The sequence below is a fragment of the Cutibacterium modestum genome (assembly GCF_008326345.1).
Taxonomy (GTDB): domain Bacteria; phylum Actinomycetota; class Actinomycetes; order Propionibacteriales; family Propionibacteriaceae; genus Cutibacterium; species Cutibacterium modestum.
The window spans coordinates 640,698-654,370 of sequence record NZ_BJEN01000002.1; the positions used below are offsets into that span (position 1 = coordinate 640,698).

The following is a 13,673-nucleotide window of genomic DNA, read 5'->3' on the forward strand; positions in this document are numbered from 1 at the left end:
ACGCTATCCCCCTCACCTCATCGGATCGACTTTCTTCACCCAGGTGGCATATCGAGTCCCGCACCCGCAGGTGGGCCTCAGAGGCTGCGTATCTAGAAGCCTTCCCTGCCAGAGCAGCGGCGCGTCACCCTGGTAGGGGATTTGCCGCTAAAGACGGCAGTCTCCCCGGGCCTTCCCAGGACCACCATGCTAGGAACGCTTGACGGCCAGCTCACCCTTGCCAGTGATCTCACGGAGGGGAGTTTCGGGGACCGCCGCACCTGACGGAGTGGCGTGCTCTGGCTTGTTAGCGGACCCTTCCCGATAGACTGACGGCGTCTATTAACACGTAGGGGAGCCAGGATGAGTGAAGAAGGGCTTGCGGCTGCACGCCAGAAAATGACCGAGGCAGGTGTCGATCCCGTCGCCATTGAGGTCTTCACCTCCTACTACCACCAGCTCGAGACCGGCGATACCGGGCTCATCCGCGAGGACACCATCTCCCCGCTCACCGATCCGCCGATGCTCGACGACGTTGAGGTCAGCGAAGCGCAGGCTGCTGAAGCCCTTGATAAGACCGTCATCATCAAGCTCAACGGTGGGCTCGGAACCTCGATGGGCCTTGACCGAGCCAAGTCACTGCTCGAGGTGCGTGATGGAAAGTCCTTCCTTGACATCATCGCCATCCAGGTGCTCTCGGCGCGCAAGGCCTTTGGTGCCCGGCTGCCGCTGATGTTCATGAATTCTTTCAATACCCGTGAGGACACCCTCAAGGCCCTCGAGAAGTACCCAGACTTGGCTGTCGACGCCTTGGAGCTCGACTTTCTACAAGATCAAGAGCCGAAGCTTGACGCCGAGACCCTCGCCCCGGTCGAGTGGGTGAAGAACCCCTCCCTCGAGTGGTGTCCTCCGGGCCACGGCGACCTCTATACCGCCCTGCTCGGGTCCGGCGCCCTCGACCATCTACTCGAAGCCGGATACAAATACGCCTCGGTTTCTAACGGTGACAATCTCGGCGCTGTTCCCGACGGTCGTCTCGCAGGGTGGTTTGCAACGTCGGGCGCGCCCTACGCTGCTGAGTTGTGCCGTCGCACTATCAACGACAAGAAGGGCGGCCACCTGGCCATCCGTAAGTCCGACGATCAGCTCATCCTGCGCGATACCGCACAGACGGCTGCCGAGGAAATGGACTATTTCACCGACGAGCATCGCCACCCCTTCTTCCACACCAACAATCTGTGGTTCGACCTTGAGGCCCTCAAGAAGGTGCTCGACGAGCGGCACGGCGTCATGGGCCTGCAAATTATTCGCAACGAGAAGACGGTCGATCCGAAGGATTCCTCATCCACTCCCGTCATCCAGATCGAGTCCGCCATGGGAGGCGCTATTGAGGTCTTCGAAGGCGCCACCTGCATCTGCGTCGATCGCTCCCGGTTCCTACCGGTCAAGACGACCAACGAGCTGCTGCTGCTCCGCTCCGATGTCTATGACCTTGACGATTCGGGCCACCTCGTCAAGACTACGCACGAGACCTGCGCGGTCGACCTTGATAAGGAGTTTTACAAGAAGGTCGGTGATTTCGTCGATCGCATTCCTGAGCTGCCGTCTCTGCGTCGCGCCACCTCGCTCAACGTCAAGGGAGACTGGACTTTCGGTTCGGGAGTTGTCGTCGAGGGGGATGCTTCGCTGGCCACTGAGAAGCCCCTGACGATACCCGATGGGACCGTGCTCACGGGTGATATTCCCGGCGAGACGAAGTGACACCGGATCAGCAGTGCTGGGAGGCGGTAGCTGCGGTCCTGACCGGACAGCGAATTACCGCCCCTGACAAGCCAGGATGGCAGGCCGTCGATCTCGTAGAGTGGCTGGCCGGGCAAGGGTGGCCGGCGGGCCGGTTGGCGGGTAGGCGTGCCGAGTTTCAGCAGGCCAGGCGATCGTGGCCCGCCCCGATCCCCGACGATTTATCCACAGGACTGGAGTTCGCTCGCTACGGAGCGTTACTAGCCCAGGTTCGTCGGATCACTGGCCTTGATGGCTTGAGCGCTACGGTGCACCGGGGTGCGGTGGTCATTGGGCCGGACGAGGCTCGTCTGTTGGCCGAGCGTCCACCGCACAGCCTGTTGCACTGAATCTGACAGCCTTGCCCTCACTGGACCGGACGGGAGCGCAGCTCGTCGCGGATCTCGATAAGCAGGTCGGCGGTGGTGGGGGCAGCCACTGGTTCATCCTTGGCAGGCTTGAGCTTTGCCGTAGCCACCTCGATGGGCTTGATGAGTCCGAAGTAAATGACGAGGGACATGACGAAGAAGGAGATGACGTCGGTGATAAAGGTGCCGACGTGGACCCCGCCCGGAACCCAGCCGGAGAAGTTCGGGGTCCCGCCGAGCTTGCCGATCAGGTCCATGATGATCGTCGTAAATGATTTGACCACGGTGGAAAACGCGCTGCCGAGGATGAATGCGACGGCGAGTTCAATGAGATTGCCACGCATCAGGAAGTCCTTGAATCCCTTCACAGGGCTCCTTTCGGTTTGGTGTGTTGCCCGCAGACGTCGGGCCTGCTAAGAACGGTAACGGTACTGGGAAGGCTTGGCTAATACGGTTCGTTGTGTCTTGCCAGCCGCGTATTCACTCCACCACCAATCCCAAAGGCTGCCCCTGGCCGGCTACCGCGATCGCCGCGGCATCGGCTGATCCGGTGGATACCACGACGAGTTCCGTTGACGGAGAGCCCTGGATGAGTCCACCTCCACTGGTAGGCAGGCTCCGGATGATGGCGCCACGCGTCAGGACGTGCGGGGTTCCGTCCTCGCTAGGAGAGACGACGGATACCTGCTGGCCTACCTGCAACATTCCGACCATCGACGAGTCGGCCAAGTGGATGCCAACGAGCGCTTTTCCAGACCCGGTCGCGGACCCGGACAGTACCGCTGAGGTTGTCAGGATCGTCCCCTCGGTGATCCGTACCGATGCTTGGCGGCCCTCGACTTGCGCAAGGGCGGCTGCCTCGTGGGGGAGAATGCCTGGATCAATCCGGATAGTGCGAAGGTCAGAGCGTTGAATGACGCGACCGCCTTCGATGGCGCGCGCGGCAACCACAACTTCACGTCCGGAAGACGAGGTCGCCATTCCTGGGGATGCCACCAGAAGTACCGCGAGGGCCGCGAGGAGGGCAGCTAACCCACGCCGGTGGCGGGCCACCATGACGTGCACGCGTCGCCGCGCGGTGGATCTATTGGTAAAGCTTGGGCGTCGGGGGTCCTGGGAGTTCTTCGATGTCAGTCTCACACTCACAGTTATCGGCAGGCCAGAACAGAATATTCAGTTATCCACAGGGCAATTTTGAAGTTGCCTCACCCAAGCTCATGTTAGGACGCGCTTTCGGAGGCCTTTGTGGTCGCGGACGATGACGACGAGGACGACTCAGACTTCGTCGAGGGGTCCGCGAAGGTTGGCGTGGAGCTATCCCCGGTGGCTGCTTTTGATGCGCTCTTGGTGTGATTGTCGGTGGAGTAGAACCCCGAACCCTTGAAAACTACCCCGACCGCGCTGAAGACCTTGCGCAGAGTGCCCTCGCAGGATGGGCAGACAGTCAGCGAGGAGTCGCTGAACTTCTGCACAACCTCGAGGTCACGGCCGCAGTTATTGCATTGGTACTGGTAGGTGGGCATGATCTCCTCGTTCCGGCGGTATCGGGCGCCTGTCGAATGATAGGCGCGCCACCGGGTACCAGGAAACTCCGCGTCACTTACTGGCCCAGCAAGTGCAGTCCGCTGGGGGTGAGCGCTGCTGTGACGGGCTCGTCCCATGGCTCGCGGGGCACCTCATCGAGAATCTCGTCGTTGTTGACGACTGCCCATACGGGAACGCCGCGGGCTCGGTAGGTGAGAACACGGTCGTACCAGCCACCGCCCACGCCGACGCGGTATCCGGATCGGTCGACGAAGAGCGCCGAGCACAGCACCACCTCGACCTGGTCGATCGCTGAGGCAGGGAGAACGGGAGCTATCGGCTCGGGGATTTGCCATAGGCCGGTTCGTACGTTTTTGCTGTCGTACCACGCCCAGGCCGGTTCGTGAAGTGGGTGGCCACGGCCGTCGGTCAAAACGGGTGCCAGGACCTTCTTGCCTATCATGACGAGGGTGTCGGCAAGATCCATAGTGTCAGGTTCATCGCCACGAGAGAGGTAGAGGGCGACCTTGTGGGCCCACAGCAACCGACTCATGGCATGCTCGGTGCGTCGATCGTCGCGGCTCATCCGCGTTCGGTGATCTAATGCGGCACGACGAGCGAGGCAGCGGCATCGCAACTCCTCCTTGCCGAGTTGAGGATCCACTCCGGCGGGTCTCCTATCTGACGGAACATGGTCTGTCGTCACTACCTCATGCTATGCCCAAGCCGAGTCGCTGCCTGGCAGACAACATAATGCCCTCTAGGGTGATGTCATGGCGTTGTTCCACAGGAAGAAGCAGGTCGAGGCCCCCGAACCCGAAGCGGAGCCTCTCGGCCTGCCGGGAGCGCCGGAGACGGATATGTCAGGTCGTCGATCTGTCGACGATCATCGCGACTACCTGTGCAGCCTGGTGCAAGCCGTCCCGCCAGTAACCGTGGAAGTGCCGAGAGCCGTTGGTCTGGCTGTCTGTGAGGACGTCCACGCACCCTATGACGTTCCAGTCGTGACGACGGCGATCAATGACGGCTACGCCCTCGATTCGGCGTCGACTCGAATGGCCGGACGTCCCGGTGCCATCGAGGTTCAGGTTGACCGACGCCCACCTAGCCCGGTCATCCCCGGTACTGCTGTGCGGGTCATAGCTGGATCTCTGCTTCCCGAGGGGACCGACTGCGTCCTCCCTTTAGACCTGTTAAATGTCGATGGCGACATCGTGCTGTTCTCACCGGTGAAGAGATGGGCCGGGGCCCGACTTGCGGGCTCGGATTACGGCGCTGGCGAAGTTCTGGTACGTAACGGGACGATCCTGCACCCCGGCATTATCTCGGTGCTCGCTTCGGCCGGAATTGACGAGGTGTTCGTCCGTCCGCGCCCCAAGGTTGTCATTGTTGCAGTGCGTGCTGATGAGGACCAGCGGGGGGAGATTGAGCGAAGGGCTCGGGCCAATGGTGCCGAGGATGTTGCGTCCCTTGACGCGACTGCTGCCGCTATCGAAGCTGCTACCCGAGCACTCGACGTGAATGTCACGGTCGTTTCCACCAGTACCTCTAGTGACAATGAGTTGATGCGGTTGCTGGCGAATGCTGCACGTGGAGCTGATCTTGTGATCGCTACCAGCGACCGGATAGCTGTGGGTCAGCAGGACCCCGTATCTTCGGTGTTGCCGCGAATGGGAGGTGCCGACTTCGCCAGAGTGGCGATGGAGCCTGGCGCGAATCAAGGGTTCGCCCTGATAGATCCGGGTTTGGTTCCCCTCGTCGTCCTGCCGGTTGGGCCTGGGCCAGCTCTCGTTTCCTTCATGGCCTTTGTGCAACCCCTTCTGCGCAAATTATCGGGGCTGCCGCCGACCGAGAAGCTCACGGCTGAGACGGATCGACCGATTGTGCGGCATCCAGAATCCACCACGTTCGTCCCGGTACGTTTAGCGCGGGTAGGTGGTCGCCCGGTGCTATCGCGAGCAGGGATGGGGGATGTCACCCATGTCGTCGATTTGTCGATGTCCGACGCCATCGCTGTTGTCGGGGCGGGGGATGAGCCAGTTCCCACCGGAATGCCGCTAACCTGTTGGCGGTTGAGGTGACGTCGTGACCTCATCGCGTCTGCCGTGGGGGGTGTCGATGCCGCGGCATCGACACTGGCCAGTGACAATGCAAGCCGGCGGGGTGGTATTGCGCCCGCTGCGTTGTGCCGACCAGGTGAGGTGGACGACGACACGGGAACTCGATTGGGACTGGCTAGGCCCGTGGGAGGCCACCAAGCCTCCCGGCTCTCGAGAGCGGGTTGGCGGCTACCTTACGATGGTTTCCCGGAATCACCGACGAGCCAAAGGAGGCTCCTCTTTGCCGTGGGCGATTGGATGGGATGATGGTTGGCCCGATTGTCCCGTCGCGAACCGAGCCACCACGCCGCTTATCGGGCAATTGACGGTGTCGTCGATTTCATTGGGGTCTGCGATGTCGTGCTCGATGGGCTATTGGGTGGCTTCCGCCTATGCTGGTAAGGGAATTGCACCCACTGCAGTGGCGTTGGCGTGTGATTACGTTTTCCAGGTCATAGGGTTGCATCGCGTTGAGATCTGCGTGCGGCCGGAAAACACCAAGAGTTTGCGCGTCGTCGAAAAGCTTGGCCTGACGGAGGAAGGGGTCCGGCCAGCATACCTGCATATCGACGGCCAATGGCGCGACCATCGAGTGTTCCGCTTGTTAGCTGATGATTATCCTGATGGGGTTCTGCGCAATTACCTGGTCAACCATCTTCTTCCAGGGTCTGCGGTAGGGGAAGACGAGGGCTGAACCACATCGCTGTGATTCGTTTCCCGACACTCCGCGTGTGGTCCCGGCGACACGCCGAAGCCTCCCCGTAGCGTGTCATTCGTGCAAGCCCTCCAAGCTGTCCTCATTGCCATCGTCCTCGTGGGGTGGATCGCTTACCTCGTCCCCATGGTCGTCAATCGACGACGGTCCCAAGAGGTTACTGACGACAAGCACGAGGACTTTCCGGACACCATGAGCGTGGTATCTCGGGGCTCCTGCACAGTCACTCCTGGCGACACCGACGAGGGCCCCGGGGTGGAGCTCTCCACTCCGTACACAAGGTCATATGCACGTTGGAATCTGAGGCGTTCATGGGCGGTGGCCGCCCGACGCCGGATGACGACGATGTTGGTGCTGTTAGGGCTGACGGTGCTGTCGATGGTGCTTGCTGTTGTTGACGTGACGCCATGGTGGCTGGTGGCCGTCTTCGCGCTGTTGGTGGTGGGCTTCTTTGTCCTTGCCCGCTGGTCCGTGGTGGCAATGGCCAAGCGCTTCGATCGCAGATACGCGCTCATCGATAAAGGATGGGACGAAGACACGGTAGTATTGGAGGTGAGCACGGAGCCCTTTCGTGCCGAGGTCGAGCCCACCTCCTGGACCATCGACCTCGACCGTCCAGTGACGGCGCCGGAAGGCTCCCTGTGGAACGACGTCGTCGTCACTGCCCCGACCTATGTCTCGACGCCGCTGAGCGCCCGGACAGTCCGCACCATTGACCTGTCCGCGCCCGGGCCGGTTCCCGGCCAGGTTGACACCCCTGTCGTTGTCGAGGAGATGGTTGGGAAGTCCGACGATGGGCAGTCTGCGGGAGCGCACGAGGGTCCCTCGGGGGTCGTCGGAATTGCGTCGGCCTGAACCGAGTTCTGACGGCATGGGATTGACACAATGACACCTGTGTTTTCCGGTCTGATGCTGTGCGCGGTTCCCCCGCTGTTGTTTTTGTCGTTTTGGGTGTCAATGAGGTTCAGCCACGCGAGGCTGTCGGTGACGCCCTCGATGCGTTAGAGCTCCCTGGCTCTCAATTGCTCTCAGAGGTATTGTCCATGTTGCCGTGGGGAGAGTGCGGGGTGCTCTGTCGGTAGTCGCCGGTGGTGTGTTCGGCAAATGGGGTTGTCAACCATCGAAATGATAATTTAGGGTACTGCGCGCTGCCTTTGGTGATGTTGCTGGTGAAGGAGGGGGATCCTGAGCGGATGGGCTCTCTTTGCCAACTGATTCGTAGCGTGACGCAGATTGCCCGAGTGTGGTAGCTTAACTGTGCCGTTGGGGCATTGGCGCAGTTGGTAGCGCGTCTCGTTCGCAATGAGAAGGTCAGGGGTTCGAATCCCCTATGCTCCACCCCACGCACAAGGTTCGAACTCTTGCTATCTTGGATGGCTTCGGTTCGGGCCTTGTTGTCGTTCTTAGGCCCAGGTGAGGGCGTTGGCGTTGATCTCGGGGTCGAGGAGCATTTCGAAGGGTCGGTTGTTTTTCAACGCGGAGTTGGTCGTCTTCGTCGATGTAGATCTTGGTGAAGAAAGCTTGATTGCATAGGCGTCGGTTGGCGTTGTCGCAGCGTGCGTAGACGTCGGCGCAGTTGGCGAGCAGGTTGAGGGCGTCGTCGAGGCGGTCACGGGCGTCGGCGTAGTCGCCGTGGTGGGCTTGGATTCTGCGGTTGGTGGTGTCGAGTTCGGCCAGGACGCGGTCTTGCCCTCATTCCAACACCGACAGTGGGACGGCTCCGGCGTCGACGAATTCTTCGATGATGGTGGCTTTGAGTTGTTCGGTTTTCCGGCGCACGGCTTCGCGTTGGGCGGGGATGGAGAAACCTTCGTCGGTGCCGCCCGTTGTGGGGCTGGAAGTGGTCGTTATAGCGTTCTTGGCCCTCACTCGAATGTGTTCCGCGCTGCGAATAGAAGGTCGAGGGGTGTTGATCGTGAGAGCCGCCACGCGAATCTCCTACCAACTCGGCCTGGAGGGGCCCAGTATGACCGTGCTGAGCGCTTGCTCGGCGTCACTGACGGCGCTCGTCACCGCGTGCCGAGCTATCGACAGCGGCGACTGTGACGCGGCTCTCGTCGGCGGCGCTTCCCTACAACTCCCCAACCCTAGTGGCTACATCTGGCTACCGGGCTCGCCGTTCTCCAAGACGGGTATTGTCTCGCCCTTTGACGCCGCTGCCGACGGGATGGTGCCCGTTGAGGAGACGTCGCTGGCACCGGGACGCCATCTCATGGGCGTCACGGGATTGGGCATGGGTGGCACCAACGTTCACATTGTCGTTTCCGGCCAGCAGTCCGGGCGTCGTGACGACGACGGATTCCGCATCCTTCCGCTCGCCGCCGACCGTGAGGACGACTTGCTGCAGCTTGTCCGGTCGCTGCGCGACCACCTGCTTGAAGCACCGTTCTCGCTGGCCGACATCAGCACAACGCTCGTCTCGCGGGTGTCGGTGGATGCACCGTGGCGGGCTTGCTTCCGCGCGACCAACCGGGCGGCGCTAGTGTCTGCGTTGGACGATTGGATGGCCGATCCAATGGCCGGACGGACCGTCGAGGGGTGCGAGTCGGTGCAGGACTGGCTGACCACGGGTGACAGGACATCATTGATCGCGACGGTGGCCGTGGACGGTCACCGCGTGCCGCTACCTGTGCTCACGCTGCGCGGCGAGCGCTGCTGGCTCGAGGTGGCACCAGCTGTTCGGGAGAACACGGGGACGACCCGCGGCGACCACAGCAACCTGCTTGATCAGGTACTCAACCTGTTCTCCCAGCAGGTGGGCACACCTGTCGGAGCCGACGATACCTTTGTCTCGCTGGGGCTGGATTCGTTCACGACGCTCATGCTTGCCTCGGACCTGACTGACCTGTTGGGCTGCGAGATCCCCTCTCACCGCCTGGAGGGAGATGTCACCCCGCGCTCGCTGGTCGAACAGGTTAGTAATGACGATGTTTCGGGGTCATTTGCCGTCTGCCTCCACGACGCCTGTTCGAGTACCGATCTATTTTTGATCCATCCAGCGGGCGGCAGCATCGAGTGCTATCGCGATCTCCTGCGTGGACTGGATCTGCCGGTCAATGTGTACGGTATACCCTACGGCGGCAGCTCTGCCATGATGACCGTGCAGGACCTGGCTCCGCTCTACGCGGAGGAGGTCGTAGCTACCAGCCAGGGTCGGTGCGTGCTGCTGGGCGGTTACTCGTTCGGTGGGAATGAGGCCGTAGCCGTCGCTGACGAGTTGCGCCGCAGGAATGTTATGGTTAGCGACATCCTCATGATCGACAGCATCGTGCCAGAGGCCTACCGATCAGGATCGTTGACGCAGGATGAGTACGTGGCTAAGCTCCCGCAGATCCTCGAGGTTGCGCTTGGCAAGAGCCGCGGCGATCTGCACGAGGGAGGGCAGTACGAGTCCGTGACCGCCTCGACGACGCCCTCAACCTGCTCGCCAACTGCGCCGACGTCTACGCACGCTGCGACAACGCCAACCGACGCCTATGCAATCAAGCTTTCTTCACCAAGATCTACATCGACGAAGACGACCAACTCCGCGTTGAAAAACAACCGACCCTTCGAAATGCTCCTCGACCCCGAGATCAACGCCAACGCCCTCACCTGGGCCTAAGAACGACAACAAGGCCCGAACCGAAGCCATCCAAGATAGCAAGAGTTCGAACCTTGTGCGTGGGGTGCCCCGACGATTCCGAAGATATGCCGCTACCAGATCCTCAATATCATTCACTACTCGTGAGAGCCCTCCTCGCCCATGCGAGTAGCTGGGGCGATTGGGAGGCACAACTGTGCCGCGAACTAAGTCTGAACAAGCAGGAAGCTCGTCAACACCTGACCGCGCTTCTAGGCTATGGACGCCTCGACACAGCTCAGCTCGGCGCTGCGGCCACAAACACGGCGGTCCTAGTCAGCGGAGGGCTGATAGCCGGCGATCAACGCAACACCTACGAGTTGTCCTCCCGCCTTAGCTTCGTGTACGCGCAGAATGGCATCGCCTCACTATCATTCTGGCGTACATGGTCCCCACCGTCAGTCGGCTCAACCGCTACCGAAGTGCGAAGGTGTACTTCTCGCCGCCCCAGACAAGCAACTTGCAGGCAGAGAACGCATTGGTGCGGAGCACAACTCGGTCGGGCGAAGGAGCCTCCAACACGAGATCGTCCAAGGCAACTGCGCCATAGTGTTCGGCGACCATGACACGCTCCGAATCCACGTCGAATGCATGGACCAGGCTCAACACCTTGGTGTCGGCAAGACGGTGCGATACGCACTCATGGCCTCCATCGAGACAGCAGAACAGACGTCGACCATGATCTACGGTGAGGTACGGGCAAGACTGCGTCAGCAAGCCCGCGATCATGCGCGCGGCCAGGTACAGAGCTGATATGCGCGGCGCGGGCTGCATGCTCTGAACCAGCGCTTGCTGCGAGCATCAACGCTCGTCATGTTGTCGTGAGTTCTTGGCCGAAGCCGTGGGGTTCCATTCAGACACGACCGTCCGTGTCGCGCATCACGATGCCGGCGATGATCAAGTGTTTGCGGACTGTCCCTGCCGTGTAACCGAACTTGTCGCCCATACGCTCCAGTGAAGCCCCTTGCTCATATATGGCACGCATCAGCCCAATTTCGTGGTCGCCGGAGAGCGGTCGCGGAGGATGACACCACGTTCTCGCAGGAGGCGAGAGAGCCGCTCGTGTCCAAGACCAACCTGTCGGGCCACGGCTTTCAGGGACCCGCCGGAAGCGTAGGCGGCTTCCACTCGCTGGAGGAGGCCTTCGGATGCTCACGGCGTCTACCGTGGCTGGCACCTCCGGCGGTGCGTCCTGTGCTGTCCAGCGCGGATCGACTCGTGTGCTCGCCCTATCTGAATCACGGGCAGGGCAAACTCGTTTCTGCGGTGACTCCCGTCAGAACGCCGGTGCTGGTGAGGTGAGGTCGTCGCGGATGGCGGCGAGGCATGGGCGGTCTGCTTCTGGGGATGCTGCATGACCTCAGCTAGGTTGTTTCGTGCGGGCGCTGTGCCCCGTGACGTTCCCTATCGCCACGCAGGAGAGAAAGCTGCGTTCAGTGCCAACCGAAATCGGTCACGAGTTCGGGTACTTTCCAATGGACGCTTCGACCGCCCGACAGATCACGGATAAATGGGAATACCCGTTACCATATGACTTCTACGGCATGACAGCGGAACCCGAGGACTATCAGGAATGTGTTCGCCGCTGTGGTCGGAGACTTTCCCCAGGCGCGGCAGGACGACTAGCTTACTAGTTTCTTTTCCGGTGACGTCGTAGGAAGGAGCGAGTTTGTGGAGATTGGGCTAGGGCTGCGCCCAGGTATCACCGGTCGGGGCCTGGGCGTAATTTCATGAGATACAGCCTGGAATAGATCCGACGGTACTACCCGGGCGCCGAAATTCGCCTTTCCGCTGTGTCATTCAACTAGCAGGGAATCAAGGTGTATGAAAGTATGAGGTTTCAGGTAATGCGCAACGTCGCCCACGTGGCAAACGGTGGTGAATATGAATTCGTTGAGGTGAAGCACGTTGCTTAAAACATCCACACGATGCCGCCCGTAGCGACTCTAAAAGTCAGCATGGCACGCCCTGTATGAGCATCGGGGCTTCCTTAGCCTCGGCCAAGTCCTTGTCGCTTGGCCCCTACCTCTGAATCAGTCCACCTCGTGAACCACTTTAATGTTTGGGGCTTTTTTCTTGGTCAGGGCACCTGACGTAATCGCGCACATGTGTATATGGTTGTTGTGAGGCATAACTGTGTCCGCGCGCCCGTAGTTCTCGGAAACCACACGTGGTGGGTTGACCCATCCGCGACCGGGCGCTGGGTCCGTCAGGTGTGACAGCATCACTCCTGACGTGTCTCCGTCTCCATACACGAGCCGGTGTCGCCAACCTCATCTCCCCAACTTCTAGACGTTTTGGGCTAGAGCGAGGAGAGGCGAGTCTCTTAGTAAGGGCCGTGGCTTGCGACTAGACGCACCACTTCCGAGGGCTGTCACCTCACATTGATGCCGACATGATGTCACCAATGTCGGTGCTCAACCAGACATTCGTCAAACTCATCCAGTGTCCCAATGGTGAGTAAGGCCACACCCTGCATGAAGGATGTCCGTGCGTACTCGGTGACGCGTGACAGGAACGACGGTGCCCAAACGAGCACGTGGGTATGCAGGAAATCGGCGACGACCATGAGTACGTGGTGGCTCTGGTCGGTGTCGTGGCTTTCCCGGGCGTCCAAGGCGTGAAGGCATCCTTGGGCCAGAAAGTCCAGCTCCAGACCGATGTGATCGTCAGGTTCTCGGTTCATGTTTGGTGTGACCAATTCCAGACGCGCGTAGCAGGTGCGTACCTGAAGGGTGTGTTCGTCGAAGACCAAGCCCTCCTCGCTGCGGTGCACCGACTCGTACGGTGCAACGACAGCCACGGCGGAATCCCCGTACAGACGATCATGGTCGGAGGCAACATCCTGCCAAGACTCTGCTTTGTCACAAGAAAGGCGCCACATCGTGAGGCCTGAGCTCACAGCGGGATGGTGTGCTCCTGCGGCCAGGCAGCCCTTTCGTGGCCATTCGTTGATCATCCCCAATAGTGTGCTGAGCTGTTCGGGGCCGGGGGCTGTGCGATGCAACGACCCCAAGGTGGTGAACGTGGCCGCGAAGGCATCGAGGTCATCCTCGGACGGCTCGTGGATGAGGCTGGCGCCCTGCCCGTTGTCGGAGGTGATGCCGCCGGGATTCACTTATCGTCCTCTCGGGTCCATTCGCCGCTGCGGCCACCAGCCTTATGAGTAATCACTGCGTGTTCGATGGCGAAGCCACGATCGACACCCTTGACCATGTCGGCCACCGTGAGAGCGGCTACCGTCACCGCGGTGAGTGCCTCCATCTCGACCCCGGTGCGGTCGGCGGTGCGCGCCGTGGCGCGAATCCGCACTCGGTCGTTTTCGAGCCACAGGTCCACCTCGGCTCCATGCACGCCGATACGGTGCGCCAGGGGGATGAGGTCAGGTGTGTGTTTGATGGCCTGGATGCCTGCGATGCGGGCCACGGCCAGCACGTCTCCCTTGGGAACCGATTCGTTGTGCAGTGCGGACATGATCGGCTCGGAGCACACTACGCAGCACTCTGCTGTTGCCTCACGCACGGTGGGGGTCTTGTCGGTCACATCGATCATGTGGGCCGATCCGTCGCCTCGTAGGTGGGTGAAAG

The 13,673-nt window shown here is 61.0% G+C and carries 16 protein-coding genes and 1 tRNA gene; 8 read left to right on the plus strand and 9 right to left on the minus strand.

Features of this window, described 5'->3' with window-relative positions:
- Positions 1–342 precede the first annotated feature (342 nt).
- Together F1563_RS07730 and F1563_RS07735 are read left to right on the plus strand one after the other, a co-directional pair.
- On the plus strand, positions 343–1,740 hold the full coding sequence (locus F1563_RS07730; protein ID WP_069181705.1) for a UTP--glucose-1-phosphate uridylyltransferase: 1,398 nt from the start codon (positions 343–345) through the stop codon (positions 1,738–1,740).
- Positions 1,737–2,108, plus strand: coding sequence for a hypothetical protein (locus F1563_RS07735; protein WP_002528808.1), 372 nt, complete (start codon positions 1,737–1,739; stop codon positions 2,106–2,108). The genes F1563_RS07730 and F1563_RS07735 overlap by 4 nt, the downstream gene beginning before the upstream one ends.
- Positions 2,109–2,125: 17 nt before the next feature.
- On the opposite strand, the gene F1563_RS07740 is transcribed toward F1563_RS07735, so the two are convergent.
- The 4 genes from F1563_RS07740 to F1563_RS07755 form a co-directional block, all read right to left on the minus strand.
- A complete protein-coding gene (locus tag F1563_RS07740) occupies positions 2,126–2,494 on the minus strand; it encodes an MscL family protein (protein WP_002528807.1) in 369 nt (122 codons plus the stop codon).
- A gap of 112 nt (positions 2,495–2,606) precedes the next feature.
- Positions 2,607–3,182: an SAF domain-containing protein gene (locus tag F1563_RS07745; protein ID WP_002528806.1), complete on the minus strand. Its 576-nt coding sequence runs from the start codon at positions 3,180–3,182 to the stop codon at positions 2,607–2,609.
- Positions 3,183–3,346: 164 nt separating this feature from the next.
- Entirely contained in the window at positions 3,347–3,649 is a 303-nt protein-coding gene (locus F1563_RS07750; protein ID WP_002528805.1) for an FmdB family zinc ribbon protein, read from the minus strand.
- A gap of 77 nt (positions 3,650–3,726) precedes the next feature.
- A complete protein-coding gene (locus F1563_RS07755) occupies positions 3,727–4,287 on the minus strand; it encodes a 5-formyltetrahydrofolate cyclo-ligase (protein WP_081414928.1) in 561 nt (186 codons plus the stop codon).
- Positions 4,288–4,423: 136 nt separating this feature from the next.
- Between F1563_RS07755 and F1563_RS07760 the strand changes: the two genes are divergently transcribed.
- The 4 genes from F1563_RS07760 to F1563_RS07775 all read left to right on the plus strand — a co-directional run bounded on the left by F1563_RS07760 (position 4,424) and on the right by F1563_RS07775 (position 7,802).
- Positions 4,424–5,731: a MoeA family protein gene (locus F1563_RS07760; RefSeq protein WP_002528803.1), complete on the plus strand. Its 1,308-nt coding sequence runs from the start codon at positions 4,424–4,426 to the stop codon at positions 5,729–5,731.
- Positions 5,732–5,798: 67 nt separating this feature from the next.
- Positions 5,799–6,443: a GNAT family N-acetyltransferase gene (locus F1563_RS07765; protein WP_036958497.1), complete on the plus strand. Its 645-nt coding sequence runs from the start codon at positions 5,799–5,801 to the stop codon at positions 6,441–6,443.
- Positions 6,444–6,524: 81 nt separating this feature from the next.
- Positions 6,525–7,319: a hypothetical protein gene (locus F1563_RS07770; protein WP_172623618.1), complete on the plus strand. Its 795-nt coding sequence runs from the start codon at positions 6,525–6,527 to the stop codon at positions 7,317–7,319.
- A 410-nt stretch (positions 7,320–7,729) separates the two neighbouring features.
- Positions 7,730–7,802, plus strand: a tRNA-Ala gene (locus tag F1563_RS07775).
- A gap of 65 nt (positions 7,803–7,867) precedes the next feature.
- Here F1563_RS07775 and F1563_RS07780 read toward each other — a convergent pair.
- Positions 7,868–8,077 carry a hypothetical protein gene (locus F1563_RS07780; RefSeq protein WP_002533918.1) on the minus strand — a complete coding sequence of 70 codons (210 nt, stop codon included), beginning with the start codon at positions 8,075–8,077 and terminating at the stop codon, positions 7,868–7,870.
- 79 nt (positions 8,078–8,156) lie between these two features.
- Positions 8,157–8,393, minus strand: coding sequence for a hypothetical protein (locus tag F1563_RS13615; protein ID WP_036973610.1), 237 nt, complete (start codon positions 8,391–8,393; stop codon positions 8,157–8,159).
- Here F1563_RS13615 and F1563_RS07785 point away from each other — a divergent pair.
- On the plus strand, positions 8,380–10,068 hold the full coding sequence (locus F1563_RS07785; RefSeq protein ID WP_172623619.1) for a thioesterase domain-containing protein: 1,689 nt from the start codon (positions 8,380–8,382) through the stop codon (positions 10,066–10,068). The genes F1563_RS13615 and F1563_RS07785 overlap by 14 nt on opposite strands.
- Positions 10,069–10,500: 432 nt before the next feature.
- On the opposite strand, the gene F1563_RS13620 is transcribed toward F1563_RS07785, so the two are convergent.
- Positions 10,501–10,860 (minus strand): hypothetical protein, encoded by a 360-nt coding sequence (locus F1563_RS13620; RefSeq protein ID WP_036958251.1) that lies wholly within the window; start codon positions 10,858–10,860, stop codon positions 10,501–10,503.
- A 288-nt stretch (positions 10,861–11,148) separates the two neighbouring features.
- On the opposite strand from F1563_RS13620, the gene F1563_RS07800 reads away from it, so the two are divergent.
- Complete coding sequence (locus F1563_RS07800) at positions 11,149–11,388, plus strand: hypothetical protein (protein WP_002546562.1); 240 nt, start codon at positions 11,149–11,151, stop codon at positions 11,386–11,388.
- Positions 11,389–12,487: 1,099 nt separating this feature from the next.
- Here the strand turns inward: F1563_RS07800 and F1563_RS07810 are convergent.
- Both F1563_RS07810 and moaC read right to left on the minus strand, forming a co-directional pair.
- Positions 12,488–13,156: a TorD/DmsD family molecular chaperone gene (locus tag F1563_RS07810; RefSeq protein WP_172623651.1), complete on the minus strand. Its 669-nt coding sequence runs from the start codon at positions 13,154–13,156 to the stop codon at positions 12,488–12,490.
- A gap of 44 nt (positions 13,157–13,200) precedes the next feature.
- The gene (moaC, locus tag F1563_RS07815; RefSeq protein WP_002526895.1) at positions 13,201–13,638 is read right to left on the minus strand and encodes a cyclic pyranopterin monophosphate synthase MoaC; all 438 of its coding nucleotides are present in this window, start codon (positions 13,636–13,638) and stop codon (positions 13,201–13,203) included.
- Positions 13,639–13,673 lie beyond the last annotated feature (35 nt).

Coding starts and splice junctions, on each gene's coding strand:
- F1563_RS07730 (WP_069181705.1), top strand. CDS start 343: ATGAGTGAAGAAGGGCTTGCGGCTGCACGCCAGAAAATGACCGAGGCA.
- F1563_RS07745 (WP_002528806.1), bottom strand. CDS start 3,182: ATGGTGGCCCGCCACCGGCGTGGGTTAGCTGCCCTCCTCGCGGCCCTC.
- F1563_RS07750 (WP_002528805.1), bottom strand. CDS start 3,649: ATGCCCACCTACCAGTACCAATGCAATAACTGCGGCCGTGACCTCGAG.
- F1563_RS07760 (WP_002528803.1), top strand. CDS start 4,424: ATGGCGTTGTTCCACAGGAAGAAGCAGGTCGAGGCCCCCGAACCCGAA.
- F1563_RS07765 (WP_036958497.1), top strand. CDS start 5,799: ATGCAAGCCGGCGGGGTGGTATTGCGCCCGCTGCGTTGTGCCGACCAG.
- F1563_RS13620 (WP_036958251.1), bottom strand. CDS start 10,860: ATGCAGCCCGCGCCGCGCATATCAGCTCTGTACCTGGCCGCGCGCATG.
- moaC (WP_002526895.1), bottom strand. CDS start 13,638: ATGATCGATGTGACCGACAAGACCCCCACCGTGCGTGAGGCAACAGCA.